Origin of the sequence: Mesorhizobium sp. M3A.F.Ca.ET.080.04.2.1, from assembly GCF_003952525.1 — a bacterium.
Classification (GTDB): domain Bacteria; phylum Pseudomonadota; class Alphaproteobacteria; order Rhizobiales; family Rhizobiaceae; genus Mesorhizobium.
Window position 1 is genome coordinate 845,693 of record NZ_CP034451.1, and the last position, 26,042, is coordinate 871,734.

The 26,042-nt window shown below is 63.4% G+C and carries 22 protein-coding genes; 8 read left to right on the forward strand and 14 right to left on the reverse strand.

The genetic code is table 11. From position 1 onward, the window contains the following. Positions 1-89: 89 nt before the first annotated feature. The gene (locus EJ074_RS04030) at positions 90-323 is read left to right on the forward strand and encodes a hypothetical protein (RefSeq protein WP_095808369.1); all 234 of its coding nucleotides are present in this window, start codon (positions 90-92) and stop codon (positions 321-323) included. A 66-nt stretch (positions 324-389) separates the two neighbouring features. Here EJ074_RS04030 and EJ074_RS04035 read toward each other — a convergent pair whose 3' ends face one another. The 11 genes from EJ074_RS04035 to EJ074_RS04085 form a co-directional block, all read right to left on the reverse strand. Continuing rightward, complete coding sequence (locus tag EJ074_RS04035) at positions 390-3,278, reverse strand: nitrate reductase (RefSeq protein WP_095808417.1); 2,889 nt, start codon at positions 3,276-3,278, stop codon at positions 390-392. A 4-nt stretch (positions 3,279-3,282) separates the two neighbouring features. After that, on the reverse strand, positions 3,283-3,612 hold the full coding sequence (gene nirD / locus EJ074_RS04040; protein WP_095808370.1) for a nitrite reductase small subunit NirD: 330 nt from the start codon (positions 3,610-3,612) through the stop codon (positions 3,283-3,285). A 220-nt stretch (positions 3,613-3,832) separates the two neighbouring features. Then, positions 3,833-6,283, reverse strand: coding sequence for a nitrite reductase large subunit NirB (nirB, locus tag EJ074_RS04045; protein WP_095808418.1), 2,451 nt, complete (start codon positions 6,281-6,283; stop codon positions 3,833-3,835). A 20-nt stretch (positions 6,284-6,303) separates the two neighbouring features. Beyond that, positions 6,304-7,599 (reverse strand): nitrate/nitrite transporter, encoded by a 1,296-nt coding sequence (locus EJ074_RS04050; RefSeq protein WP_095808371.1) that lies wholly within the window; start codon positions 7,597-7,599, stop codon positions 6,304-6,306. A 62-nt stretch (positions 7,600-7,661) separates the two neighbouring features. After that, entirely contained in the window at positions 7,662-7,835 is a 174-nt protein-coding gene (locus EJ074_RS29545) for a hypothetical protein (protein WP_165349846.1), read from the reverse strand. Positions 7,836-8,577: 742 nt separating this feature from the next. After that, positions 8,578-9,804: a CmpA/NrtA family ABC transporter substrate-binding protein gene (locus tag EJ074_RS04055; protein WP_095808372.1), complete on the reverse strand. Its 1,227-nt coding sequence runs from the start codon at positions 9,802-9,804 to the stop codon at positions 8,578-8,580. Between the two features lies 1 nt (position 9,805). Further along, the gene (locus tag EJ074_RS04060; protein WP_095808373.1) at positions 9,806-10,408 is read right to left on the reverse strand and encodes an ANTAR domain-containing response regulator; all 603 of its coding nucleotides are present in this window, start codon (positions 10,406-10,408) and stop codon (positions 9,806-9,808) included. Positions 10,409-10,603: 195 nt separating this feature from the next. Next, complete coding sequence (locus EJ074_RS04065; RefSeq protein ID WP_095808374.1) at positions 10,604-11,428, reverse strand: hypothetical protein; 825 nt, start codon at positions 11,426-11,428, stop codon at positions 10,604-10,606. A 30-nt stretch (positions 11,429-11,458) separates the two neighbouring features. Further along, on the reverse strand, positions 11,459-13,432 hold the full coding sequence (locus EJ074_RS04070) for an AAA family ATPase (protein ID WP_095808375.1): 1,974 nt from the start codon (positions 13,430-13,432) through the stop codon (positions 11,459-11,461). A gap of 332 nt (positions 13,433-13,764) precedes the next feature. Beyond that, positions 13,765-15,198 (reverse strand): aldehyde dehydrogenase family protein, encoded by a 1,434-nt coding sequence (locus tag EJ074_RS04075; protein WP_095808376.1) that lies wholly within the window; start codon positions 15,196-15,198, stop codon positions 13,765-13,767. A gap of 423 nt (positions 15,199-15,621) precedes the next feature. Then, positions 15,622-16,119: a GAF domain-containing protein gene (locus EJ074_RS04085; RefSeq protein ID WP_095808419.1), complete on the reverse strand. Its 498-nt coding sequence runs from the start codon at positions 16,117-16,119 to the stop codon at positions 15,622-15,624. Positions 16,120-16,285: 166 nt separating this feature from the next. On the opposite strand from EJ074_RS04085, the gene EJ074_RS04090 reads away from it, so the two are divergent. After that, complete coding sequence (locus EJ074_RS04090; RefSeq protein ID WP_095808377.1) at positions 16,286-16,963, forward strand: isochorismatase family protein; 678 nt, start codon at positions 16,286-16,288, stop codon at positions 16,961-16,963. Between the two features lie 66 nt (positions 16,964-17,029). Here EJ074_RS04090 and EJ074_RS04095 read toward each other — a convergent pair whose 3' ends face one another. The 3 genes from EJ074_RS04095 to EJ074_RS04105 all read right to left on the reverse strand — a co-directional run bounded on the left by EJ074_RS04095 (position 17,030) and on the right by EJ074_RS04105 (position 19,586). Then, positions 17,030-17,644: a hypothetical protein gene (locus tag EJ074_RS04095; protein ID WP_129552789.1), complete on the reverse strand. Its 615-nt coding sequence runs from the start codon at positions 17,642-17,644 to the stop codon at positions 17,030-17,032. Between the two features lie 266 nt (positions 17,645-17,910). Next, complete coding sequence (locus EJ074_RS04100; protein ID WP_095808379.1) at positions 17,911-18,672, reverse strand: glycerophosphoryl diester phosphodiesterase membrane domain-containing protein; 762 nt, start codon at positions 18,670-18,672, stop codon at positions 17,911-17,913. Between the two features lie 128 nt (positions 18,673-18,800). After that, a complete protein-coding gene (locus EJ074_RS04105) occupies positions 18,801-19,586 on the reverse strand; it encodes a hypothetical protein (protein ID WP_095808380.1) in 786 nt (261 codons plus the stop codon). A 150-nt stretch (positions 19,587-19,736) separates the two neighbouring features. Between EJ074_RS04105 and EJ074_RS04110 the strand changes: the two genes are divergently transcribed. The 6 genes from EJ074_RS04110 to EJ074_RS04135 are packed head-to-tail and all read left to right on the forward strand — an operon-like array spanning position 19,737 to position 25,687. Beyond that, a complete protein-coding gene (locus EJ074_RS04110; RefSeq protein ID WP_095808381.1) occupies positions 19,737-20,369 on the forward strand; it encodes a DUF4129 domain-containing protein in 633 nt (210 codons plus the stop codon). Positions 20,370-20,377: 8 nt separating this feature from the next. Beyond that, positions 20,378-21,580 (forward strand): DUF4350 domain-containing protein, encoded by a 1,203-nt coding sequence (locus tag EJ074_RS04115; RefSeq protein WP_245420550.1) that lies wholly within the window; start codon positions 20,378-20,380, stop codon positions 21,578-21,580. Next, positions 21,567-22,523, forward strand: coding sequence for a MoxR family ATPase (locus tag EJ074_RS04120; RefSeq protein WP_095808383.1), 957 nt, complete (start codon positions 21,567-21,569; stop codon positions 22,521-22,523). The genes EJ074_RS04115 and EJ074_RS04120 overlap by 14 nt, the downstream gene beginning before the upstream one ends. Further along, on the forward strand, positions 22,520-23,824 hold the full coding sequence (locus EJ074_RS04125; RefSeq protein WP_095808384.1) for a DUF58 domain-containing protein: 1,305 nt from the start codon (positions 22,520-22,522) through the stop codon (positions 23,822-23,824). Before EJ074_RS04120 ends, EJ074_RS04125 begins: the two co-directional genes overlap by 4 nt. Next, complete coding sequence (locus EJ074_RS04130; RefSeq protein ID WP_129552790.1) at positions 23,821-24,837, forward strand: stage II sporulation protein M; 1,017 nt, start codon at positions 23,821-23,823, stop codon at positions 24,835-24,837. The genes EJ074_RS04125 and EJ074_RS04130 overlap by 4 nt, the downstream gene beginning before the upstream one ends. Further along, a complete protein-coding gene (locus EJ074_RS04135) occupies positions 24,824-25,687 on the forward strand; it encodes an RDD family protein (RefSeq protein WP_095808386.1) in 864 nt (287 codons plus the stop codon). The genes EJ074_RS04130 and EJ074_RS04135 overlap by 14 nt, the downstream gene beginning before the upstream one ends. Positions 25,688-26,042 lie beyond the last annotated feature (355 nt).

Genomic DNA, 26,042 nt, shown 5'->3' on the forward strand with positions numbered 1-26,042 from the left:
GTGATGCAGCCTTGCTGATCGGGAACCGATCCCGATCGACGATCCGGCCCAGAAGTGCCGCGACGTCCGACCGATGCGGAGCAAAACGCATGAGTGTCGAAACAGCACTGGCGCAGTTGCTGCGCATGATGCATAGCCGCGCGCTGAACTTGGCGACCTTGCCGGACGACGAGAGAGATCCGCACTACGACCGCATTCGCCTGTCGTGCTGCGGTGCTGCCGAGCAGATCGGGCAAAGCCCGGATAAGGCAGCCCTGACGGCAAACAGCATGGTTGAATTCACCCGCGCAATGGTGGGGATCATCGAGGCAGGCCGCGGGTAAGAGGCCGGTCGCATCTGAGTGACGGTTGGCCAGTCGCAGCGGGCCGCGCAAGTCCGGCGATGCCACTCACTCCGCAGCCTGCACCCTGTTTGCCGCGATGATCGCGCGGATTTCGGCGCGGCAGGAGCCGCAATTGGTGCCGGCCTTGAGCGTCTCGCCGATGGCTTCCACGGTTCCGCAGCCCGCCCTCACAGCGGCCGCCATCTGGTTGGCGCCGATGCCGAAGCAGGAGCAGACGGTGGCGCCGGGATCAGGCCTGTCGGCGCCGGCGCGACCGGCAACGATGCGGAAGCGCTGACGCTGGCCGGCATGCGCAATGCCGAGTTGATCGGCCGCCCAGCCGCGCGACACCGCGACCGGACCGGGTGCGACGAACAGCGCGCCGGCTAGATGCTCGCCCTCGAAGACAGCTATGCGGTGCTGGCCGGCATCGCGGTCGTGATAGGCGAGCGTCTCGGCATGCGGCAGGCTTCCGAACAGCGACCTGGCAAAGGCCGCCCAGTCGGTGTTGTCTTCGGCAAAAGCCAGTTCGACCCGCCAGCCGCCCTGGCAACGGGCGACGACCCAATAGTCGGCGGCGATCTGCTCCGGGCGCTGCCGCAGCACGGCAAAGCCAAAAGCCTTGGCCGCGAATTTCTCGATGCGCACAGCGACATGTTTCAGCGCCGGCTGGCCGGAGATGGGGTCCGTCAGTGGCGCGGTCAGCGTGTCAAGCCTGCCCCTGGCGGCGAACTGATCGGTCCAATGCATCGGCGCGAAGACGCTGCCGCGGCGCTGGCGTGTCGTGACCAGGGCGCGCACCAGCACCTCGCCGCGCGCGCTCGACAGGCGCACGATGTCGGCGTCGCCGATGCCGTGGACCCGAGCATCGTCGGGATGGATTTCGACAAAGGGTTCGGCGATGTGCTGCGACAGGCGCGGGCTTTTGCCGGTGCGCGTCATCGTGTGCCAATGGTCGCGGATGCGCCCGGTGTTGAGGATGAGCGGGAATTCGGGGCTGGTGCGGGTTTCGGTCGCGACGCGGGTGGGGATGAAGCGGGCTTTGCGGTCGGGCGTGTAGAAGTGGCCGTCGGCGAAGAAGCGGATGGATTGGTGTCCTCTCGCCCCGCGCCGCTCCGGCTGAGGTCGAGCTTGAATACCCCCTTCGGGCTGAACTCGCGCTTGAACACCCCCCTCTGTCCTGCCGGACATCTCCCCCTCAAGGGGGGAGATTGGCAGCTTCGCCCTTGGCGCCGGTCCTGCTGCGTTTGAGATTGGCGAAGGCCGCGGCGACAGCTGATCTCCCCCCTTGAGGGGGAGATGGCCGGCAGGCCAGAGGGGGGCGCCTCGGCTCGGCGCTGGCCACTGGAACGGTGCAAGGGTCTCATAGGCTTGGGCATCGACACCGCCATAACCACCAATGTCGAAATCCCGCGCGCCATCGTTCTCGAATCCCGAAAGCGTGGCGTGCTCGGCGAAGATCGCGCCCGGCGTCTCATGCCCAAATGCCTCGCCAAAGCCCATCCGCCGCGCCACTTCGGCGATGATCCACCAATCGTGCCGCGCCTCACCCGGCGAGGCCAGGAACGGCCGCTGGCGCGAGATGCGGCGCTCGGAGTTGGTGACGGTGCCGTCCTTCTCGCCCCAGGCGGTGGCCGGCAGACGGACATTGGCGTGGCGAACGGTGTCGGTATGTTCCAGAACGTCGGACACGACGACGAAAGGGCAGGCCTTGATCGCGGCTTGCACAGTGTCTGCATCCGGCATCGAATCAACCGGGTTGGTGGCCATGATCCACAGGGCCTTGATGCGCCCGTCGGCGACAGCCTTGAACATGTCGACCGCCTTCAGGCCGGGCCGCTCGGGAACCGTCGGCGAATTCCAGAAGCGGCGCACGCGCGCTCGATGCGCCGGGTTCTCGATCTCCATATGGGCGGCGAGCATGTTGGCCAGGCCTCCGACCTCGCGGCCGCCCATGGCGTTGGGCTGTCCGGTGACCGAGAACGGCCCTGCCCCCGGTTTGCCGATGCGGCCGGTGGCAAGATGGCAATTGATGATGGCGTTGACCTTGTCGGTGCCCTGCGACGACTGGTTGACGCCCTGGCTGTAGACGGTGACGGTCTTTTGCGTCGCTGCGAACAGTTCGTAAAACTGCAGAAGCTCGTCTTCGCCAAGGCCCGTCGCAGCGGCGATGCAGGCAAGATCGAGCGTTTCTGCCGCTGCCAGGGTTTCGCGGAAACCCGAAGTATGCGTGGCGATGTAGGCGCGATCGAGCGCATCGTTCCTGGCGAGATAAGCCAGCAGGCCCGAGAACAGGGCAGTGTCACCATCGGGCGCGATCGCCAGGTGAAGGTCGGCGATGTCGGCGGTCATGGTGCGGCGCGGATCGACCAGCACGATCTTCATGTCCGGGCGCTTCTCGCGCGCCGCGGCGATGCGCTGATAGAGCACGGGATGGCACCAGGCCAGATTGGAGCCGACCAGGACGATGAGATCGGCAAGCTCCAGGTCCTCATAGCAGCCGGGCACCGTATCGGAACCGAAGGCGCGGCGATGGCCGGCGACCGAGGAGGCCATGCAGAGCCGCGAATTGGTGTCGATGTTGGCTGAGCCGACGAAGCCTTTCATCAGCTTGTTGGCGAGGTAATAGTCTTCCGTCAGCAATTGGCCCGAGACGTAGAAGGCGACCGCGTCCGGCCCGTGCTCGGCAATGGTGCGCGAGAAGGTGGAGGCGACGCGGTCGAGCGCCTCATCCCAACCGACGCGGTGCCCTTCGATTTCGGGATAGAGCAGCCGGCCGTCGAGCCCGATCGTCTCAGCGAGCGCCGAGCCCTTGGAGCAGAGCCGGCCGAAATTCGCCGGATGGTCGGGATCGCCGCGGACGCTCACCTCGCCGTCCGCTGCGACCTTGGCCAGCACGCCGCAACCCACCCCGCAATAGGGGCAGGTGGTCCTCACCTCGCGCGCTTCGTTCATGATTTCAGGCAGCACGGCTGGCCAGCGCTTCGAGCGCGATGAACAACCGCTCGCCTTCCCGCTTCACCGGAATGGTGCGCACCGCGCCTTCATCGGCGCCAAGCGCCTTGCCCGTCTCCAGCGAGATCACCCAATTGTGCAGCGGACAGGTCACCGCCGCGCCATGGACAATGCCCTGGCTGAGCGGCCCACCCTTGTGCGGACAATGATCCTCGATGGCGAAGACCTGGTCCTCCGCGGTGCGGAAGACGGCGATCTTGCCTTGCGGTGTCGCGACGCAGCGGGCGCCACGGCGCGGAATGTCGGTGATGGTGCCGATCGCGATCCAGGTCATTGGATGGCTCCCGCCTTCGCTTGAGAGGAAATCGCCCAGGCACCCCCCTCTGTCCTGCCGGACATCTCACCCGCAAGGGGGGAGATTGGCAGCTTCGGTGACGGCGCCTTTCTTTCAACGTTGGCGATTGGCGAAGGCCCTTGTGGCATCCGATCTCCCCCCTTGCGGGGGAGATGGCCGGCAGGCCAGAGGGGGGTGTGAAGGAACGCTTCCATCGGCCCTACTCCGCCGCCTCGGCGAACCCGACCGAAGCCAGCGGCCGGAATTCGTGCTTGTCCTTGCCGGAGACGCGCTCCGACCACGGGTCGACCTGGGCGAATTTTTGGCTGAAGACGAAGCGCTCGTAATAGGCCGTGCGCTTCTCGCCGTCCTCCATGATCTGGCGCCTGATCTCGTCGATGCCGACGCGCTTGGCCCATTTGTAGATGCGCTCGAGATAGCGGGCCTGCTCGCGGTACATCTGCGTCAGCGCCACGATATGCTCCAGCGCCTCGTCCTCGGTCTTCACCAGCCCGAGCACCTCGGTGCCCTTGATGTCGAGGCCGGCAGCACCCGCGAAGTGGATCTCGTAGCCGGAATCGACACAGATCACGCCGACATCCTTGCAGGTCGCCTCGGCGCAGTTTCTCGGACAGCCCGACACCGCCATCTTGACCTTGGCCGGCGTCCACGAGCCCCACATGAACTTCTCGATGCGCACGCCCAGCCCGGTCGAGTCCTGGGTGCCGAAGCGGCACCAGTCGGAACCGACGCAGGTCTTCACCGTGCGCAGGCCCTTGGCATAGGCGTGGCCGGAGACGAAGCCTGCCTGGCCGAGATCGGCCCACACCGCCGGCAGGTCCTCCTTGCGGATGCCCAGCATATCGATGCGCTGGCCGCCGGTCACCTTGACCATCGGGATCTCGAACTTGTCGACGACATCGGCGATGGCGCGGAGTTCCGCGGCGCTGGTGACGCCACCCCACATGCGCGGCACCACCGAATAGGTGCCGTCCTTCTGGATGTTGGCGTGCACACGCTCGTTGATGAAGCGCGACTGGTAGTCGTCGGCGTATTCGTCCGGCCAGTCGCAGACGAGGTAATAGTTGAGCGCCGGCCGGCATTTGGCGCAGCCGCAGGAGGTCTTCCATTCCAGCTCCTGCATCACGGCCGGAATGGTCTTCAATCCCTTGGCCTTGATCAGCCGGCGCACCTCGTCATGGCCGAGCGCAGTGCAGGAGCACATGGGCTGCACGGCGGCCGGGTTGTAAGTGTCGCCGAGGGTAAGCACCATCAGCTTCTCGACCAGCCCGGTGCAGGAGCCGCAGGAGGCGGACGCCTTCGTGTGAGCGCGCACGTCGTCCAGCGAGGTCAGGCCCTTGCTGGTGATGGCACCGGTGATCTTGCTCTTGCAGACGCCGTTGCAGCCGCAGATTTCCGCATCATCCGGTAAGGCTGCAACGGCCGCCATAGGGTCCAGGGGGGCACCCCCCTGGTAGGACTGGCCGAAGATCAATGTGTCGCGCATCCCGGAAATGTCGGTCTGCTTCTTCTTGAGGTCGTTGAACCAGGCGCCGTCGGCGGTCTCGCCATAGAGCACGGTGCCGATAATGCGATCGTCCTTCAGCACAAGGCGCTTGTAGACGCCGGCCGAGGCGTCGCGCAGCACGATTTCCTGGCGGTCGTCGCCATCTGCGAAATCGCCCAGCGAGAAGAGCTCGATGCCGGTGACCTTGAGCTTGGTCGGCGTGTCGGAATGCACGAACGCCGCCGTCTCGTCGCCGGCAAGCTGCGAGGCCGCAACGCGCGCCATCTCATAGAGCGGCGCCACCAGGCCGTAGACCATGCCGTTGACCTCGGCGCATTCGCCGAGCGCGAAGATGTCGGGATCGTTGCTGCGCATGCCGGCATCGACGACGATACCGCGGTTGACTGCAATGCCGGCCTCCTTGGCGAGCGCGGCGTTGGGCCGGATGCCGACCGCCATCACCACCAGCGTCGCCGGGATGATCGTGCCGTCGGCAAGCTCGACCTGCTCGACCTTGCCGTTGCCGATGATGGCCTGGGTGTTGGCCTTGGTGAGAACCTTGATGCCGCGCTCCTCGACGGCGCGCTGCAGGAGATAGCCGGCCGCCGGATCGAGCTGGCGCTCCATCAGCGTCGGCATGACATGCAGCACGGTGACGTCCATGCCCTGCGCCTTGAGGCCGGCAGCGGCCTCGAGCCCGAGCAGGCCGCCGCCGATGACGACAGCCTTGGCGCGCGACTGGGCGGCCAGCATCATTGCCCGGACGTCGTCGAGGTCGCGATAGGTCAGCACGCCCGGCAGATTGTTGCCGGGGACGGGAATGATGAACGGCACCGAGCCGGTGGCGATGACCAGCTTGTCGTAGGCTTCGGTCACGCCGTGGTCGGAGGTGACGGTCTTCGCCGCACGGTCGATGGCGACGATCTTGTGGCCCTTATAGAGCGTGATGCCGTGCTTGATGTACCAGCCGTCGCCATGAATGATGATCTCTTCATAGTCCTTCTCGCCCGACAGAACCGGCGACAGCATGATGCGGTCGTAGTTCACGCGCGGCTCGGCGTTGAAGATGGTGACCTGGTAGCGCCCGGGCGCCTTTTCCAGCAGATGCTCCAGCATGCGCCCGGGGGCCATGCCGTTGCCGATGATGACGAGTTTTTCTGTCATGTCGCTGATCCGCTCCGGTCTCACTTGGCCGCGTAGGAAAGCGTCGAGTCTTCGGCGGCGGCCGCGCGGTCCATGCGCCGGATGGAAAAATGCATCCAGGCAAAGCACGTGACGACGATCATGAAGAGCAGCATGAAGCAGCTCGACCAGACGCCGGTGAGGTCGTTCAGCGCGCCGAAAGCGATCGGCAGGAGGAAGCCGCCGAGGCCGCCGATCATGCCGACCACGCCGCCAACCGCGCCGACACTCTGCGGATAGTAGACGGGGATGTGCTTGTAGACGGCGGCCTTGCCGAGGCTCATGAAGAAGCCGAGCACGCAGGCGACGGCGATGAAGGCGAGCGGACCGATCTCGAAATGGAAGGCGATCGGCCCGCTGATGCCGCGCACCACGTAGTCTGCCGAGGGGAGGGACAGAACCAGCGTCGCGACGGCACTGACCGCGAAGGTCCAGTAGAGCACGGTGCGCGCGCCGATGCGGTCGGAAAGCACGCCGCCATAGGCGCGGAAGATGCTGGCGGGGATCGAATAGGCCGCGCCGATCATGCCGGCGGTGGCGATGCCGAAGCCGTAGACGCCGATCAGGTAGCGCGGCAGCCACAGCGACAGCGCCACGAAAGCGCCGAAGGCGAAGAAGTAGTAGAAGGCGAAGCGCCAGACCTGCAGGTTCTTCAGCGGCGCGAATTCCTGCCAGAAGCTTCTCGGCGCTGCCGCCTTGCCGGCACGGCGCTCACGGATCACGGGGTCGTCACCGGTGGTGAACCAGAACACGATCGCCATGACGACAAGTGCGCCCGCCCAGATCTGCGCGACCGCCTGCCAGCCCCAGGCGAGGAGCACGAACGGCGCCAGGAACTTGGTGACCGCGGCGCCGACATTGCCGACGCCGAAGATGCCGAGCGCCGTGCCTTGCCGGCCGGCGGGGAAGAAGCGCGAGACATAGGCGACGCCGACGGCGAAGGAGCCGCCGGCGAGCCCGACGCCGAGCGCCGCGACCAGCATCTGCTCATACGTGTGCGCGAAAGCGAGCAGGAAGGTCGCGACCGCCGCCGCCAGCATCGTCGCGGTATAGACCAGCCGTCCGCCAAAGCGGTCGGTCCAGATGCCGAGCACCATGCGCACGAGCGAGCCGGTGAGGATCGGCGTGCCGACGAGCAGGCCGAACTCGGTCTCGTTCAGCCCAAGCTCCTGCTTGATGCGCACGCCGATGATGGAAAAGATCGTCCACACCGCGAAGCAGACGGTGAAGGCGATGGTGGACATTGCGAGCGCCTGCCGGGAGTCCTGGCTTGGCGCGGCTGGGAGGATTGCTGTCATCTTGGGCTCCGGGTTGCGGTGTGGGAGGCACCGCGAATTGTGTGGATCAGGGGCGGCATCGGTCAGCGCGTGGAGACCTCGTGCTGCGCGGTCACTTCAGGGCTCTTGCCCTCGGTCTTGAGGCTGGCGGGAAACAGCAGCAGCGCGGCTGTGAACAGCACCGCCGTCAGCAGGCTGCTGCCGACAAAGTCGCGCCGCCTGAAATCCTTGAGGGTCGTTCCGATCCGTTTCGTCATCGTCGTCTCCGCCTGGCGCCGCTTGGGATCGGCACCGTCGATTGCGTTTCGGGTCCAAACAAAAAAGCTGCCGGCCAGGCCTCTCGCGTCCGTCCATCCGGGATCGCGCGTCGACCTGAGCGGCAGCTTTGCCTGTAGCGCCCGCCATTGGACGCCTGTCTCGTTGCCCGCGAGGGGCTCGGTTACGTCAAAGCAGGAACCGTGCCAGTTTCGGCATGAGCTGGATTATGAAGTAAATTCAACGCACTGCACCGTCCGCGCGTTGGCAACGCCCCTGATGCGGCAGGTCAAACATTGGTCAATGGCGCTGAGGTGCCGCATAAATTTTGTGCAATGCACAAGAATGGCGTGCAAATGAACAGGTCTGCGAACCAGTTTCTCGGCACGGGATTGTCGACAGGTCGGACACTTAGTAGCGGCTAGGAATTTCACCGCGTTTTGGGAGAGATTATCGCGAACGGTCGGGGTTGGCCCCCAACGTCGTCATCCCTGGGCGAAGCAGGAGCGCAGCTCCGTCGCGGAGACCCTGGGATCCATTCCGTGACCTCAACCGAAGAATGCAGCGGAGCAGAATTCTGCACCGTAGCATCGCTCGGAAATCACGGAATGGATCCTCGGGTCTGCGCCGCGTCGCTTCGCTCCTTGCTTCGCCCGTGGATGACGAAGTGACGGATGGCTTCGGCAATCTCATGGGTGAGATCCGCTACCCACTCCCGACCTGCCAAAAACTCCGCGTCAGGGATCAGGCGTGTTTCTGTCCGGCGATATAGGCCTCGATCTGGTCGGGATCGAAGATCTGGCCGTCGAAGAATCCGTCGGGACCGAGCACGAGACTCGCTCCTGCCGAGCCGACCGGCGTCGCCGCCTTCAGCGCGCCTTCGACCTTGGCATTGGCGCCGGGCAGCGCCACGCCGAGCGGCTTCAGCGCCGAGCGGTAGAGGTCGGGGCGGTAGCAATCGCGCGCGATGGCCAGGTTCTGCGGCGTGTGCGGCAGTTGCCCCCAGCGCACCATCTGCGTGTAGAACCACAGCGCATGGCTCTTCCAGGGGAAATTCGCCGCCTTGTCGAAGGGCACGAAGAAATCCTCGATAGCCCGTTCCGCGCCGCCGCCGAGCGCAAGATGTCCGCTCAGCACCGGCATCTGGACCGCCGGCTTCTGGCCGAGGAAACGGGCGTCGGCCATCAGTTCTGCCAGCTCGGTGCGGTTCGTCGGATCCTGGCACCAGCGGGCCGAGTGATGCAGCGCCCGCAAAAGTGCCGCCAGCGCCTGCGGGTTCTGCTCAGCCCACACTTTGCGCACGCCGATCACCTTCTCCGGGCTGTTGCGCCACAGCAGCGCCTTGACGGTCACGATGTGGCCGGTGCCGGCGGCGACAGCCGCACTGTTCCAGGGCTCGCCGACGCAATATCCGTCGATGCGGCCGGCGGCCAGCGCATCGGCCATGAAAGGCGGAGGCACAATGACGATCTCGATGTCCCGGTCGGGATCGATGCCGCAGGCGGCGAGCCAGTAGCGCAGCTCGTAATTATGCCCGGAATGCGGATGCACGACGGCAAAACGCAGCGGCTCGCGGGCCGCCCCGACCCGCTCGCGGATTAGCGCACCCAGTGCGGCCCCCGCGCGCGCCGGGTCGAGGTCCGGTTCCGCGCCGTGAGCCGCCATGCCATCCCACACCGTGTTGGAAACGGTGATGCAATTGCCGCCAAGCCCAAGCGAGAACGGCACGATGGTCTCGGAGGCGATCGGGGTCAGGCCGAGGCTGCAGGCGAGCGGCATCGGCCCCAGCATATGGGCGACGTCGAAATGGCCGATGGCGATGCGGTCGCGGATATTGGCCCAGGAGGTCTCACGCTGCAGCTTGAGTTCGACGCCCTCGCGCGCGGCGAAGCCCATCTCGCCGGCCGCGACCAGCACGGCGCTGTCGAAGAGCGGCATGAAGCCGGCGGTGATCTGGTGCGCAGCCGTCATGCTATTCGCCCTCCAGCGGTCCGAGCAGCCCGGCGGCGGTCACCAAGCTCTGGGCGATCTCGCTGATCTTGCGGTTCTGGTTCATCGCCGTCTTGCGCAGCAGCGTGTAGGCCGCCTCCTCGGAGAGCCCGCGCGACTTCATCAAAATGCCCTTGGCGCGGTCGATGACCTTGCGGTTCTCGAGCTCGCTGCGCGCCTCCTCCAACTCGCGCGCCATGCGCGAAAAGGCGTTGAAGCGGCTCACCGCCATGTCGAGGATCGGCTTCACGCGCTCCTGCCTCAGCCCGTCGACGACATAGGCCGAGACGCCCGCCTCCACCGCCGCCTCGATCGAGGCCTGATCGGAGCGGTCGACGAACATTGCGATCGGCCGCTTCACCGCGCGCGACAGCTGGAACATATTTTCCAGCATGTCTCGGTTGGGGTTTTCGAGATCGATGACGATGACGTCCGGCTCGATCTCGGCAATGCGCCGCGCAATGCCGGCGACGTCATGGATAACCGTTACCCGCTCATGCCCGGCCTCGCGCAGTCCGGCCTCGATGATCGAGGCACGGATGCGGTTTTCGTCGATCACAAGAACGGCGAGCGAGGAATGGACCATGGGTTCAATATGTCGAAGCGGGGGGATTGTGCAATGCGGGATGGGAGGGGGCCGCGTTCCAATACACGCCCACGGCGTTGCCGATTAGCCCGCTAGGCAATTGGTCAACCACGACAGGGAGCAAAGGTGATAACTCGGCGCGTCGCAGTGCGAACGAAATCGCTCGTCTAATCAACCAGCAACGTTGCGAAGTATTCAATCTGATTTCTTCGTATTTGCTCGATTGCTCATCCAAGAGTCGGCCTCGGCCTGGATTAGCTCCAGGTTCTGTCGCTGGAAAGATTCCTGGTAGGTTACCGTGGTGACGATCAACGTATCACTGTAGCCCAACACAAGCTCACCGAGCGGTCGGTGGATAATTTCGTCTATTGGCCGCCGGTCGAAATGCACGATAAGCCCATCAAAGTAGAACCGAAAATGCGGCACCTCGTATTCAGGTTCCCCATCCAGACCAGGAATCGTCTTAGTCATGGCGATAGGCGTATGGTTATGTTCGAAGCCCATCGTAGACAGTTGCGTCAATTCCGTCTGGTAGAACTCGATCGGGTCAGGAGTTCGCTCTAGTACCATCCGCCGAAGCGTGTTCAAATCGTCTGAGGGAATCTCAATATCACCGAATTCTTCGCGCTCTGTTGCCCCTGCCCTCCACAGCAAGCTGAGCATGAAGACCCGCAGCAGACGCCAATCGACTCCGCTCAGTTCCCTAATACCCCAGCCAGTTGCGGGGATTTGGCGAATATCTGGTAACCTGGTCATCGGACCCCACCCCGACCATACCAGCTTCGCCTTCCGCAACTCTTTGATTGCCCAATCGTCGAGCTTCGCCAGAATGTCTTCCCCTGCGCGAGTTACCAGTCGATTGTCATACCAACTGCTGTGCCGAGTCGTTGGCGGACGCCCTTTCCCGCCCTGCATAAGAGGCTTACCTAGGCCACCAGCTTTGGTGAGCGCTTTTGGCAGAAGATGGGAATCCACGAATCTGCCCCGGCTCCCTGTCAGCTTGCATACGCCGTCGGCCATTTGTTCCAGCTATCCATCCAAATCTGCTGGTTACAGGCTTTGCAGCAGCTTGTTGAAAGTTGAGAAAATCGATTCCGCCCGATCCAGGGTTTTGTTTATCGGCGCGCTTTTTCCGTCGAGCAATTTTTGATGTCGGATCAGGTATGCTGCTGGAGAGAAGTGATCGAGCATAGGAATAGTCTCCGGGAAAACCCTAAAGGCTGCTTCGGCCTGCTTGATCAGACGGCTAGTTTCCTTGTCAGCATCTCGGAGCTTGTCAGCGGTCAGTGTTTGAGAGTCCTTCAAATCGTAGCAAGCATTTAGAATGTTGGCGAAAACCTCTGGCTCGAAGATATCTTCGATATCGGCTTCAGGTCGCTCAAGGAAATCGGCCATCGTGTAGAATTGGCCCGCCTTGAGTACAGCCGATCGCTTCATTTCTTCGATCTTCTTCCGATCTCCGCTGGCCTGATCCGACAGCACCGCCACATTCAATCCATTACCAGCGAATAGCGAGACAAAGGACCGTACTTTGTCGATCCCGCCGGCCGGGCAAACGACCCATCTCGCATCAAGGCTAATTCGACCTCGTTGCCTAAGAACTTCTGAAAGCGCTTGCATATAGAGGATATCGCCGGGCCCCTCTACCAAGAGGGTATTTTTCCCAACAAAAAGCGATTGACTGATGTCGTATCCGAGCGCGGCTTGGAGCGGAAACAGCGTGTCAGGATCTAGGCTGAGAACGTCGTCTTTGACCTTCGTGCCAATGGGGACACGCCTTGCCCCCTTCATTTCGATTTGATCCTGCACAACACGGACGGCAGCCAGTTCGTTGGCGGGAACCATAAATGGGGAATGTGTTGAATAAATTATCTGATGGTGCGAAGCCAACTTTTCCCTGAAAAACCTGAGCAGATCGGCCTGAGCCTTTCCGTGAAGCGTCAATCCCGGTTCGTCGAGTAACAGCACGACTGGTGAAGGGTCATTCTTCACTCGAGCAAATTTGACCAGGAACGAGAAGAACCAAACGAAGCCGGCGCTTCTTTCCGAGAAAGGAGTGTCGACACGATGTAAGCTATTCTGAATGCGTGCTCTCGCTATCGTGCCGCTATTGAACGGCGATGGATCTCCCGGCCTAGCTGGGTCAACTCGAACCTCTACACTCAAATCAGGATTTTGCGTCCAGTACTCAAGGATTTGATCGGTGATATTATTCGATGCTGCACCAAGTTTTGCGTTAAATGTTTCGTATGTCGTTTCATTTGATATTTCATCGATCGAAACACCTGCATAATCCAGAAAATCGGTGAACAATCTGACACCACGATTCTGATCGAGCATTATGCTTCCGTCAGAGATCATTTGCCGAGTCAACTCAATCTGAATTGCGCCATCCATGCGATCGTAGGACGAGAAATACATAAACTTTGGGAGCATCCCTTGCAGTATTTTTTCGGTTTGCCCCTTCGCGGTTCCGCGCTCTGCAAGGTATTTTTGCAGTTCCTTATGCTTGTCCGTGGGGGACGAAATTTTCGGGATTTCCGCTATCAAATCGCTTGTGGTCGTGACGGCTGAAAGGACTGCACGTTCTGCGTCATCCAGCTTGAATTTCGCATATAGGAAATCTAGTGCCTTCTTGAAATTGAGCGGTAAGTTCGGAAATTCAAAGTCCCGCCCATACCGCCGAATTGCCGTTATTACGTCAGACGTAAAAACATCGGGGCCCACGGCGTCGGCAATCCTGGCCAACTCCTTCTCATCGAGCTTCCAAATCGTTGAAATCGCGATGGCGTCCTCTTTCGAATGACGCTCGGCGTATTGCGTTAACAATCGGCGAGGATAGTCTCTTTCCTTGTCGAAAGTTGCGGGCGTTGCAGCATGTGGATTCAGCGCAGCAAGAGCGAGCAACACGGCGCTCTTTCCTGCCTCATTCTTCCCGACCAGACACGTGACCTGATCTACGTCAAACTGGCCGCCATCCTCGGCGGAACGAAAATTGGTTACATGTGCTGATATAAGCCGCATCACTTTCCCCCTTCTCCCAACTTTCATGAAAGCATTGGGTAAGAGTAGAGTCGAGTACTCCGACGCGGAAATTCACTGATAGTATGCTAACAATAAGGCAGAGTCTGACCCTGTCAGACATGGGCAAAAGGCAAAGGCCCCCTGCTCGCGCATTCAAACGGAAACTGAGTGACCTCGTTAAGGTGGCGATTGACTACGAAGAACTGCAAGACAAGAGGGACGCAGTTCTTTAGGCGAACACCTGACTGACTACAACGAGAGGGCTTGGTTGAGACCGCGCCCTCTCTATTGTCGCTGTCGATGCATGCAGGCGACCCCGAACAAACAGAACCCTACTCCGCCGCCTCGTACCCCGCGATGCCCTTGATCTCCAGAAAATCCTCCAGCCCATACTCGGCATACTCCCGGCCGTTGCCGGATTGCTTGTAGCCGCCGAAGGGCAGGCCGGCGTCCCAGGTCGGGTAGTTGATGTAGACGCAGCCCGAGCGCATGCGGGCGGCGACCTGGCGTGCCTTCTCGATGTCCTTGGCCTGGATGTAGGAGGCAAGGCCGAAGACGGTGTCGTTGGCCTGCTCGACCGCCTGCTCGACCGTGTCGTAGGGCATGATCGACAGCACCGGCCCGAAAATTTCCTCGGTGGCGATGCTCATGTCGTGGGTGACGTTGGCAAACACGGTCGGGCGGACATAATACCCGCGGTTGAGCTCGGCCGGGCGGCCGGGGCCGCCGGCGACCAGCGTCGCGCCTTCATCGATGCCGGCCTGGATCAAAGCCTGGATCTTGTCGAACTGGAGCTGGCTGACCACCGGGCCGAGTTTTGTTCCCGGCGCGTCAGCCGGGCCGACGGTGAATTTCTCGGCGGCGGTCTTGGCGTAGGCGGCCGCCTCGTCGTGGCGGTCGCGCGGCACGAACATGCGGGTCGGCGCGTTGCAGGACTGGCCGCTGTTGCCGAAGCAGCCGGCGACGCCCTTGGTGACGGCCCTTTCGAGGTCGACATCGGGGAACAGGATGTTGGCCGATTTGCCGCCAAGCTCCTGGTGCACGCGCTTGACGGTGTCGGCAGCCGCCTTGGCGACCAGGATGCCGGCCCGTGTCGAGCCGGTGAAGGACATCATGTCGACGTCCGGGTGGCTGGCCAGCGCGTGGCCGACGGTCGGGCCGTCGCCGTTGACGAGGTTGAAGACGCCCTTCGGCACGCCGGCCTCGTCCATGATCTCGGCGAAGATGATGGCGTCGAGCGGCGCGATCTCGGACGGCTTCAGCACCATGGTGCAGCCGGCCGCGAGCGCCGGGCCGACCTTGCAGGCGATCTGGTTGAGCGGCCAGTTCCACGGCGTGATCAGGCCGACGACGCCGATCGGTTCCTTGACGACGAGCGAGGAGCCCTTCACATGGCGAAACTGGAAGGTCTTCAGCACCTCGGCCATCTTCTGCAGATGCGCCCGGCCGGAGGCGACCTGGTTGTCCAGCGCGAACTGGCGCGGCGCGCCCATCTCGCGTGAGACGGCGAGCGCAAGATCGCCGCTGCGCTTCTTGTAGACCTCGATGACGCGGTTGAGGATATCGAGCCGCTCGGCGACTTCGCTGAAGCCGAAGCTGTTGAAGGCGCGCCTGGCGGCGGCCACCGCCTTGTCGACATCGGCCTTGCTGCCGAGCGAGATCTGCGCGAAGGCGTCCTCATTGGAGGGATCGATGACATCGAAATTGTTTGGCACCACCGGATCGACCCAGGCGCCGTCAATGTAGAACTGCAGATTGTGTGACATGGTTCTCGCTCCTGTCGGCCGCCGCTGCTTGATCGTCGTATACCGCCAGAGGTAACGGCGCGGCAGTGATGGTGTCAAACGCGAGGGACAGCTGATCCAGCGCGTCGCGTTCAGATGCCTTCGTGCGTATCGCCGAAAAGTGTACCGCGGTTTTGGGAGAGCGACACAAAAGACCGAAAGCGCGCCGCCCAATGCGGTCCATCGCGACGCGCTTCAAGGCTCCAGCCTCTTGCCCATATAGACGGTTGCCCCGTTCATGAAAGGCTCTTCGCGATCGAGCGCGTAGCCGTGTTTCCTGTAGAGCGCGATATTGGCCTCGAAGGCGCCGTTGGTCAGCAGGCGAAGCTCCGGGCGGCCTGCCTCGACCGCCTGGGAGGCAGGAGCCTGTCAACCAGTCGCTGGCCCAAACGGCCGGGCGAAACCTTAGCCCTCAAACGAGCTCGCCGCGACATAGATGGCGGCCAGCTTCTCGATGCCGGCTTGGTCCTCCTTGTCGAAGCGGGCGGGCAGCGGACTGTCGAGGTCCAGCACGCCGAAAACGCCGTCGGCGTCCCGCAGCAGCACGACCAGTTCCGAACGCGAGTCGGCATCGCAGGCGATGTGGCCGGGGAAGTCGTGCACGTCCTTGATCAGCATCGACATGCCGAGATCGACCGCCGTGCCGCAGACACCCTTGCCAACGGCGATGCGCACGCAGGCTGGCTTGCCCTGGAACGGGCCGAGCACCAGCTCTTCGTCCGATTGCAGGAAATAGAAGCCGGCCCAGTTGAGGTCGGGGACCATCTGAAAAATCAGCGCCGCGGTGTTGGCGGCGTTGGCGATCGAATCGCGCTCGCCTTCGAGCAGCGCTTTCAATTGCACGGCCAGTTCGTCGTAGAAGGCGGGCTTGTCGCCGGTATCGATGGCGGTTGCCGCAAACATCATGTCGCCTCCGCGTTGCAAGCCGGCCGGAACGCCCGCTACCGTTCCACTCTCTGCCAGCAATGAAGGCTCTGGGAAATAGAACTATCGTGAACACTGTCCAGTCCTGCCGCACGCCTCTTGTCCCACCGGGGCGTTCCCTGTGCGACGAAGTGCAGGCCTTCCCATGAAGGCTCCCCTTTCACTCCGGCCCGGCACGGTGGCGGCGGTGTTCGTGGATCTGCAGGAGGAACACCGCAGGGACAGGCGCTATCTGGTCGAGGGCTTCGCCGAGATCCTCGCCAACGTCCAGCGCCTGCAGCATGCTGCGCGGCGCAATTTCGTGCCGCTCTACCACTGGGCTTATGTCGTCGATCTTGCCGAGGCGCGGCCGTTCCATCCGGTGGACGAAAGCGGCAAGTCGGCCTTCTCCGACAAGGACGATCCGCTGACGGCGACCTGCCATGAGGTGGCGCCGCAGGACGGCGAAGCCCTGCTGGTCAAGCAGGAAGCGAGCGCCTTCGCCAGGAACGACTTCGCCGACAGGCTCAAGGCAGCCGGCATCGAATGGCTGGTCGTTGCCGGCGTGTGGACGGAGGCCTGCGTCGACGCCACGGTGAAGGACGCGGTGGCGCGCGGATTCCGTGTGCTGCTGGTCAAAGATGCCTGCGGCAGCGGCAGCAGCGCCATGCACCAGACCGGCATCCTCAACCTCGCCAACCGTCTGTATGGTGGCGCCGTCACCAACACGCTCGACGCCTGCCGGCTAATGGCCGGCGATACGGTAAGTGCCTGGCAGGTCGAAGGCGCGGTGCCGCTGCGCTTCACCTTCGAGAACGCGGCGCGGCTCTACGCCGAGCTCTGACAGCGACGCCCGGCCACCGGCCCGGTCAGACGGATACGCAATGCCGAGAACGACGCTGCGGAGTCTTTACGAGAATATCTCCGCCAGTTCGTCGACGCCGCCACCTTCCTTTACTCGCCGCAGCTCGATGTAGGCGGCCGTCACACCAACGGACGAAACTGTCCAAACGATCGCCGAGACAATGGCAAAGGGGATTGTGCCGATGATCAATGCAGAGGCCGTAGGAATAGCGGTCGCGGCATATCCAATTCCAGAAATCAAGGCCACACGCATCAGGAGCGTCAGCCCCAGGGTTATCGAAAACAGGCCGAAAATCGGCCAGCGATATCCTCTGGTCAGGGCGCGGCTGCGTGACATAGAAGCGATCGGCCCAAGCTCTTCCCGGATCGCCACGGGTACAGCAACCGAGATTCCCATCGCCCATATGATAGCAGGTACGGTCAAAAGAACGAACACGACACCGCTTCCATAAGGAGGAAAAAGTAGTCCGGCGCCAAGTCTCATGTACCCAATGAAAGATTTGACGAGATAGATCGCGAACCCTATCCCCAGGACCGGACCAAGATGGTGCAGACCCGTTCGAACACAGCTCGTGGTCGTTGGTTGATTACCGTTGATGTCGTCGATTGTTGCCCTGGACAGCGCTGCGTGACCCACGAAATGCGCCGCCAGGCACAGCACCCCGGCACCTTGGACGGAGCCTACGTTGGCCGCGGTCGCCCAAGGGCTGTTGCCGTATGCGCCAGCCACATACGCCAAACGCGGCCAATACCAGAAACTCCATAGACCAACAAAGTCAGAGGAAGAACGAAAAAAAGCGCACCGACGACTAATGAAAGGACCAAATTCTGCCCGACGAAAGCAACAGTCGTGCTGATTACCTTTCCCAGTCGCAATTTTTCTGACCGTCCCAGAGCCGACCCCACCACGGCGGATGTCGCCAATCGTTACGAGAATATCTGCGCCAACTCGTCGACGCTGGCGCCCTCCTTGACCCGCCGCAGCTCGACATAGCTAACCGCGCTGGCAACGGACGAAAGCACCAGAACCGCCGTCCTCACGGTGGCCTCTGCCAGCAGTCCGAACGTGACGTTCAAAGGAATCGCGAAGCGGTTGACCACCAGGCTCGCCAACGCACTCGCCACAGTGAGGATCAGCCACAGCCCCAGCAGCCGCCAACGACTTCCCTTGGTCAGGTCGCGGCTGCGCGCCATGCTGTCGAGAATGCCGCATCCTTCCTGGATAAGGACCGGCATCGCGACCGCCCAGCGAAGCACGAGAAGTATGCCGGGCACGATCAGCAGTACCAGGCCGACCATAATCCCAAGCGTCGCCAGCAGCGAGAGGCCGAGAATCGGAAACAACAGCGCAAGCGCGATACCGAAGCAATCCGAAAAGATTGGCTTCTCGCCGCGCAGGTCCACGATGGTGGCACGCATAAGAGACGCCTGTAGAATGGCGGTGACGACGAAATAGACAGGCACGCCCAGCACAACGAGGATCGCGTGCTGGGAAAATAATTCCTGCGCTGGCAACCGGGCGGCACCACTATTCACGTACCAAAGCCATGCGGCGAACCTCGGCAGGGCGTAGAACGCCACCCCGAGGCCAACACACAGGACCGGGTTGCGGCCAATCACCGCAAAGCTGTCATGAAACACCCGCCCGATCCGGAACCGATCGGGCGCACTGAGAGCGGTCGACACCATGGCGATCCTCTTGGGTGACGGTCTTCTTGATGCATGCCGCCCAGAAGTGTGCAGCGGTTCTGGGGCAATGACATGCGTAAGAACAAAGACTTAAAGCGCTTCGCCTGAATCCGTTCAGCGCGACGCGTTTAAGAAAAGATCTCCGCCAACTCGTCGATGCTGGTGCCTTCCTTGACCTGGCGCAACTCGACATAGGTGACCGCGGTGGCTGTCGACATGATCGTCGACATCACCGCCGAAACAACGGCGCTGAGGACGGTGCCGATGATGCCGCCGAAGAGATAGACGACCGTGCCGAGAACCGCCTGGATAACAATGGCCAGGATGGTGATGATGACGAACAGCCCGAACAGCGACCACCGGTTGCCCTTGGTCAGCGCGCGGCTGCGAGACATCGAGCCGAAAACGCCGAGACGCTCCTGCACCAGGACCGGCACAGAGACGCACCAGCCAAGCCACAGGATGATGCCGGGGACCAGCAGCGCCAGGGAGGCAAGCCCCGCGCCGAGCGCGACCAGGATCCCGATGCCGATCGTCGGCAGCAGGCACCGAAGGGCGATCTGAACGCTGTCGCCAAACTCAGGCTTCTTGCCGTTCAGGTCCTCGATCGTGGCCCTGACCAGGGCCGACTGCAACATCAAGGACATGAGGAAGTAGACAAGGACGAACACGAGGGTGAACAGCGAATCACGGATCACCACGTTTGGATCGTTCAATGCGAGATTGGGATCGCCGGACGCCAGATTGGCTACGTGGGCTTCATTCCAGAGTTGAAACAGGAATGTCGGAAGCCCTGAAAACAACAGCGCAAGCCCAATGCAAAGCCCTAGATTGCGGGTAATCACCCCGAAAGTGCTGTTGAACACCCTGCCGATCTCAAATCTGCCGGGCCGTCCCAATGTCGCAGTGGTCATGATATTTTCCCCCGAGTCACCGCTGCATCCGTTTGGGTGACACACAAGTAAATTTGCCAAGTTTGAAGGGCCGCGTCCAGTGCACTTGCAATTGTTTGGACATGTTGCCAGTGTCGGCGCCGAACCGCAGGTTGCAGGGGGAAGGAGCGGGTGACTGTCGCACAGCCGGGCACGGCCGACGCCGAATGGCTGGCCAAGCTGCACAAGCAATTGCTGGCGGACGATTCGATCCAGTTCGACCTGCCGTCGCTGGTGCAGGTGAAACCGCCGGAATGGCTGAAGCCGCTGCTGCAGGCCCTGGGCAAGATCGGGCCCTACATGATCTATCTGTTCTGGGGCGCGGTGATCATCGGCGTGGTGGTCATTGTTTTCCTGATCGTCCTCGAAGCGAAGGGTGTCGCCTGGCGGCTGCCGTGGCGGCGGAAGCGAGCGGAGGTCGAGGCGCAGGAGGAATGGCGTCCTGATGCCGGTGCGGCCCAGATCCTGCTCTCCGAAGCCGACGCGCTTGCCGCGCGCGGCGACTATGACGAGGCGGTGCACCTTTTGCTTCGCCGCAGCGTCGCCGATATCGCCACCCGCCTGCCCGACTTCCTGCGCCCGTCGCTGACGGCGCGCGACATCGCGGCCGCGAGCTCGATCCCGACCCGCCCCCGCGCCGCCTTCAGCGACATCGCGCGCATCGTCGAGGCCGCGCTGTTCGCGCGCCGCCCGGTGGGCATGGAGGGTTGGCAGCATGCACGCGGTGCCTATGAGCGCTTCGCCTTCCGGGATGCCTGGGCATGAGCGCGGAGGTGACTGACACAGCGCAGGAGCCGTTCAGCCGCAGGACGCTGTTCTGGGGCATCTTCGCCAGCCTGCTGGCGGCGGCCGGCTTCTTCCTGCTGTCGACCTATGCTCCCGACTTCCGCCAACCCGCGGGCGGCGCCACCCCGCTTTCCAAGGGCGGCACCGGTTATGCCGGGCTGGTCGAATGGCTCAAGCTCACCAACGGACAAGCGCCACCCATGGCGCGCGGCGAGAAGGATTTGGAGTCGCCCCTGGCATCCACCTTCCTGCTTGTCGTCACCATCGCGCCGGACAGCGACCCGGCAGCGCTGCAGCGCATCCTGAAACTCCGCTCGGGCAAGGACACGCTGTTCGTGCTGCCCAAATGGCAGACCATGCCGCTGCAGGGCGACGAAGGCTGGGAGATGAAGATCGAACGGCTGCCGACCACCATGGTCAACGACTGGCTCGGCCGCATCGCCAAGGCAAAGCTCGGCGAAGGCAAGCCGATAGCCGGGCAGATCGATATCGAAGGCCGCAAGATCGCTGTGCCCGACGAGCTGCAATGGGTAGCCGACGATCATCCTCTGATTGCGGCGGGCGATGGTAAGGCCATCCTTACCGAGCTCGACGAGGAGCCCTTTTACATTCTCACCGATCCGGATCTGATCAACAACGCGGCACTGAAGGATGAGCGGAAGGCGGCGGCAGCGCTCGACATGATCGGCATGCTGGAACCCGCCAGGGGCGCTGTCATGTTCGACCTGACGCTGCATGGCATTGGCCAGACCTACGATCTCGCCAAGCTCCTGGTCGAGCCGCCCTTCCTGGCGCTGACGCTGTCGGTGCTGGTGGCCGCCGCCCTTGCCTTCCTGCATGGACTCGGCCGGTTCGGACCGCCGCGCGCCGAGGGGCGCGCCATTGCATTCGGCAAGCGGGCGCTGGTCGACACAACGGCAATGCTGCTGAAGCGTGCCGGGCGGCTGCAGGGTTTGGGCGACCGCTATGCGTCGCTGATGCGGCAGCGCGCGGCTGCGCTTCTCGGCGCGCCATATGGATTGCAGGGCGATGCCCTCGACCGCTGGCTCGATTCCCGCGACAGGCAAGAAACGCAGGGCTTCAGCTCGCGCTTCAAGGCCGCGAACGATTCCAACAGTTTGACCGGAATGCATGAAGCAGCGGAAAAGCTGCATGACTGGACGGCAAGGAGGCTTGGTGAACGTCGATGAAGTGAAGACCCTGGCGAGCGCGATCAGGGATGAGGTGGCCAAAGCAATCACTGGGCAGCGCGACACCGTCGATTTGATGCTGACGGCGCTGTTCGCCGGCGGCCACATATTGCTCGAAGGACCTCCGGGCACAGCCAAGACTATGACCGCACGCTGCTTTGCGCAGGCGCTCGGCGTCGCCTATGGGCGCATCCAGTTCACGCCGGACCTGATGCCCGGCGACATCGTCGGCTCCAACATCTACAATTTCCAGACCGGGCAATTCACGCTCACCCACGGACCGATCTTCTGCGATCTGCTGCTTGCCGACGAGATCAACCGCACCCCGCCAAAGACGCAGGCGGCACTGCTGGAAGCCATGCAGGAACACGCCGTCACCTTCGACGGCACCACCCATTCGCTCGGCCAGAACTTCATGGTGGTGGCAACGCAGAACCCGATCGAGCACCAGGGCGTCTATCCGCTGCCCGAAGCGCAGCTCGACCGCTTCCTGTTCAAGCATCGGGTGAGCTATCCGGATGCGCAGGAGGAACGCGCCATCATCGTCCATCACGGCGGTGGCTCCGCCTCGCACGACATCAAACAGTACGGCATCACCGCGCAGACCGACCGCAAGACGCTCGAAGCGGCGTTGGCCACGGTCGGCGGCGTGACCCTCGTCGACGATGTCGTCGGCTATATCGCGGCGCTGGTGCGCGGCACGCGCGAGAGCCCGGACCTCGAGGTCGGCGCCAGCCCGCGCGCGGGCGCGATGCTGGCGCGCGCGGCAAGAGCCCGCGCCGCGCTCGACGGCCGCAACTACGTCATCCCCGACGACGTCAAGGCTTTAGCCGTGCCGGCGCTGCGGCACCGCGTCATCCTCTCGCCGGCGGCGCAGATCGACGGACGGCTGGTGGAGCAGATCGTGTCCGACCTCGTCGATCAGACGGAAGCGCCGCGTTGATCTATCCGAGCGGACGAGCGGTGTGGGCAGCGGCGGCGGGGGCGATTCCCGCCTTCCTGATCGCGCTCGTGCTGCCGCAGGTCTGGTATCTCGGCCTGTTGTGGATCTGCGCCCTGCTCGCCTTTCTAGCGGTGGACGCGGCGGCCGGGCGCGGACGCGCCTCGCTGAGCGCCACGCTCACGGCGCCGCCGCAGGTCGGCGTCGGCGGGCGCTTCACGCTCCACGTCACGGCCGGCCTCGGCGCACGCCTGCGCCGCCTGCAGGCGCGCGTCGGGCATGACCAGCGGCTGGCGCCGGTCAACGGTACCGGCGGCGCGCTGCCGGCGCATGGCGGCACGCTCGATCTCGAATTCGACGCCATCCGGCGCGGCATGGCGAGCTTCGATCGGCTGTGGCTGCGCTGGCAAGGACCGTTCGGCCTCGTCTGGAACCAGGTCGTGCTGCCGATGGATCGCAAGATAGTGGTGCTGCCCGATGTCAGCCGGGCGCGCGACGAGGCGATCACGCTGCTGCAGCGCTCGGCGCTTGCCGACGGCCACGCGCAGAAGCGTGCCGGACAGGGGCGCGAGTTCGAGGCGCTGAAGGACTACCAGCCCGGCATGGGCCGGCGCATGATCGACTGGAAGCGCAGCGCCCGCCACGGCAAGCTGCTCGCGCGCGAGTTCCGGATCGAGGAGAACAACAACATCGTTTTGGCCATCGACTGCGGCCGCCTGATGTGCGAGCCGGTCGACGGCGTGCCGAAGGTCGATCGCGCCGTTACCGCCGCCCTTCTCTCCGCCTTTATTGCGCTGAAGGGCGGCGATCTCGTCAGCCTGTTCTCCTTCGACGCCAGGCCGCGCGTCTCCAGCGGTGCGGTGCGCGGCTCGCCGAGCTTCACCATGATCCAGAAGCGCGCGGCCGAGATCGACTATTCGACCGAGGAGACCAATTTCACGCTGGCGCTGACGACGCTCGCGGCCAAGCTCGACCGGCGCTCGCTGGTCATCATCTTCACCGATTTCGTCGACCCGATCAGCGCCGAGCTGATGCTGCGCACCGTGGGGCGGCTGACCGAGCGGCATCTGGTGCTGTTCATGCTGATGAAGGATGTCGAGTTGGAGACGCTGGCCGACATGGCGCCGGCGTCGCCCGAGGATGTGGCGCGCGCGGTCACCGCCGGCGACCTGCTCAGGCAGCGGCAGGTGGTGATCGGCCGGCTGCGGCTGCTCGGCGCGCATGTCATCGAGGCCGACCATCAGCGGCTTGGTCCGGCGCTGGTCGAACGCTATATCCAGCTCAAGGAAGAGAACCTCCTATGACGCTGCCGGCCGGCACCGATGCCGTGCGCCAGTCGCTGGCGAGCTTCCGCCAGGAGCGCGAGGCCGACTGGAAGGCCTTCGAGGCGCTGCTTGCGCGGGTCGAGAAGCGAGCGCCGCGCGCATTGTCGGAAGACGAGCTGCTGTCGCTGCCCCTGCTCTACCGCTCGGCGCTGTCCTCGCTTTCGGTGGCGCGCGCGACCTCGCTCGACAGCGCGCTGATTTCCTATCTCGAGGCGCTGTGCCTGCGCGGCTATTTCTATCTCTACGGCGCGCGGCGGACTTTGCGGGCACGCGTCGGCGACTTCTTCCTGCGCGACTGGCCGGCGGCGATCCGCGACCTGTGGCGCGAAGTGTGGGTGTCGGTCGCGCTCACAGTCATTGGCGCGATTGCCGGTCACTGGCTGGTCGCTTCCGACAAGCGCTGGTACGACGCCATCATCGCGCCGAGCCTGGCCGGCGGGCGCAACCCGGATTCCTCGGCCGAGATGCTGCGCAACGTGCTCTATGGCGGCGGCGACCACTTCCTCTCGGGCTTTGCTGCCTATCTCTTCACGCACAACACGCAGGTGGCGATCCTGGCCTTCTCGCTCGGCTTCGCCTTTGCCGTGCCCAGCGTGCTCATCATCCTGATGAATGGCTGCATGCTGGGCGCGCTGTTCCAGGTCTATGCTGCCAAGGGACTTGGCTTGGAGCTCGGCGGCTGGCTGTCGATCCACGGCACGACGGAGCTGTTCGCGATCGCGATCGCCGGGGCGGCCGGCATGCGCATCGGCACCAGCATCGCCTTCCCGGGCGAGTTGACGCGCATGGCCGCCGCCGCGCGGGCCGGACGCGTTGCTGCGACCGCTATGGTCGGCGTAATGATCATGCTGTTGTTCGCCGGCTTGCTCGAAGGCATCGGCCGGCAGACCATCACCAGCGACGTCGCCCGGTACTCGATCGGCGGCGGCATGCTGTCGCTCTGGATCTGTTATTTCTACCTGTTCCGGATGGTGCGGCATGGCAACGGCTAGGAACCCTGCCGCGCTCGTGCGCCCGCTGGTCACGCCGGAGGGCGTCGACTTGCGGGTCAAATTGGCGGATGCCGGCACGCGGGCTTCCGCGTTCCTGCTCGATGTCATGATCATCGTCGTCGCCGCGGTGGTCGTCAGCCTCGTCGCGATCTTCGGCCTGGGCGGGCTCGGCGCGCAGCAAGCAGAACCACTCTTCATCGTCTGGCTGATCTTCATCTTCCTGTTGCGCAACGTCTATTTCATCGCCTTCGAGGCGGGCCGGCGGGCGGCGACGCCCGGAAAACGGATGATCGGCATCCGTGTCGCCTCGCGCAGCGGCGCGGGTCTTACGCTGGACCAGGTCATCGCGCGCAATCTGATGCGCGAGATCGAGGTTTTCCTGCCGCTGTCGATCATGGCCGCGCGTGGAGGCGCCGGCGTCGCCGACACGCTGTCGACGATCTTCGGCCTGGTATGGGCGCTGCTGTTCTCGCTGTTTCCGCTCTTCAACCGCGACCGGCTGAGGATCGGCGACCTGCTCGCCGGCACCTGGGTGGTCGAAGCGCCGAAAGTGGCGCTGGTCGAGGATCTTTCGCTGCGCAAGGAGCCGGTCGCGACCCGCTTCCAGTTCAGCGCTGCACAGCTCGATGCCTATGGCATTGCGGAGCTGCACAAGCTGGAAGAAGTGCTGCGCCGCGACGATTATTTCGCGATGAAAGCGGTGGCGGAAACGATCGGCCGCAAGATCGGCGCCAGGATCGAGCCGATCGATTCAAAGGCCTTCCTCACCGCCTATTACGGCGAGTTGCGCGCGCATCTGGAACGCAAGCTGCTGCTCGGAAACCGCAAGGCGGATAAGTATGCGCGGTAAAACTTGGCTCTATTCGGGAGACGTGCGCAGCGCTGTCCAGCAGGGGCGCGAAGGATCGCCCTGATTCTGCAGCGCTATGTTCCGTTTCTCGGTCACGGCATGGATCCTCGGGTCTGCGCGTCCGCTTCGCTCCCGCTCCGCCCCTGGATGACGAATGCAACGCAGCCTGCAGCCGATCGCCGACGTTGGAAATTGGCTGGAACGTTCCGCCTGTCGTCATCCAGGGGCGGAGCAAGGCGCGGAGCGACACAGCGCAGACCCGAGGATGCATGCCGTTACCTCAAAAGAAGTGCGACGGTGCAGACAAAAGCACCGACAGATCAGCTGGGTTCGTCGTCCCACAAAGTGGGGAACA

Bases quoted from the DNA above. Each gene is read 5' to 3' on its own strand.
- EJ074_RS04030 (WP_095808369.1), top strand. From the start codon at position 90: ATGAGTGTCGAAACAGCACTGGCGCAGTTGCTGCGCATGATGCATAGC.
- EJ074_RS04055 (WP_095808372.1), bottom strand. From the start codon at position 9,804: ATGACGGCTGCGCACCAGATCACCGCCGGCTTCATGCCGCTCTTCGAC.
- EJ074_RS04075 (WP_095808376.1), bottom strand. From the start codon at position 15,198: ATGTCACACAATCTGCAGTTCTACATTGACGGCGCCTGGGTCGATCCG.
- EJ074_RS04100 (WP_095808379.1), bottom strand. From the start codon at position 18,672: ATGGTGTCGACCGCTCTCAGTGCGCCCGATCGGTTCCGGATCGGGCGG.
- EJ074_RS04105 (WP_095808380.1), bottom strand. From the start codon at position 19,586: ATGACCACTGCGACATTGGGACGGCCCGGCAGATTTGAGATCGGCAGG.
- EJ074_RS04060 (WP_095808373.1), bottom strand. From the start codon at position 10,408: ATGGTCCATTCCTCGCTCGCCGTTCTTGTGATCGACGAAAACCGCATC.
- EJ074_RS04070 (WP_095808375.1), bottom strand. From the start codon at position 13,432: ATGCGGCTTATATCAGCACATGTAACCAATTTTCGTTCCGCCGAGGAT.
- EJ074_RS04090 (WP_095808377.1), top strand. From the start codon at position 16,286: ATGAAGGCTCCCCTTTCACTCCGGCCCGGCACGGTGGCGGCGGTGTTC.
- EJ074_RS04130 (WP_129552790.1), top strand. From the start codon at position 23,821: ATGACGCTGCCGGCCGGCACCGATGCCGTGCGCCAGTCGCTGGCGAGC.
- EJ074_RS04065 (WP_095808374.1), bottom strand. From the start codon at position 11,428: ATGGCCGACGGCGTATGCAAGCTGACAGGGAGCCGGGGCAGATTCGTG.
- EJ074_RS04050 (WP_095808371.1), bottom strand. From the start codon at position 7,599: ATGACAGCAATCCTCCCAGCCGCGCCAAGCCAGGACTCCCGGCAGGCG.
- nirD (WP_095808370.1), bottom strand. From the start codon at position 3,612: ATGACCTGGATCGCGATCGGCACCATCACCGACATTCCGCGCCGTGGC.
- EJ074_RS29545 (WP_165349846.1), bottom strand. From the start codon at position 7,835: ATGACGAAACGGATCGGAACGACCCTCAAGGATTTCAGGCGGCGCGAC.
- EJ074_RS04085 (WP_095808419.1), bottom strand. From the start codon at position 16,119: ATGTTTGCGGCAACCGCCATCGATACCGGCGACAAGCCCGCCTTCTAC.
- nirB (WP_095808418.1), bottom strand. From the start codon at position 6,283: ATGACAGAAAAACTCGTCATCATCGGCAACGGCATGGCCCCCGGGCGC.
- EJ074_RS04135 (WP_095808386.1), top strand. From the start codon at position 24,824: ATGGCAACGGCTAGGAACCCTGCCGCGCTCGTGCGCCCGCTGGTCACG.
- EJ074_RS04035 (WP_095808417.1), bottom strand. From the start codon at position 3,278: ATGAACGAAGCGCGCGAGGTGAGGACCACCTGCCCCTATTGCGGGGTG.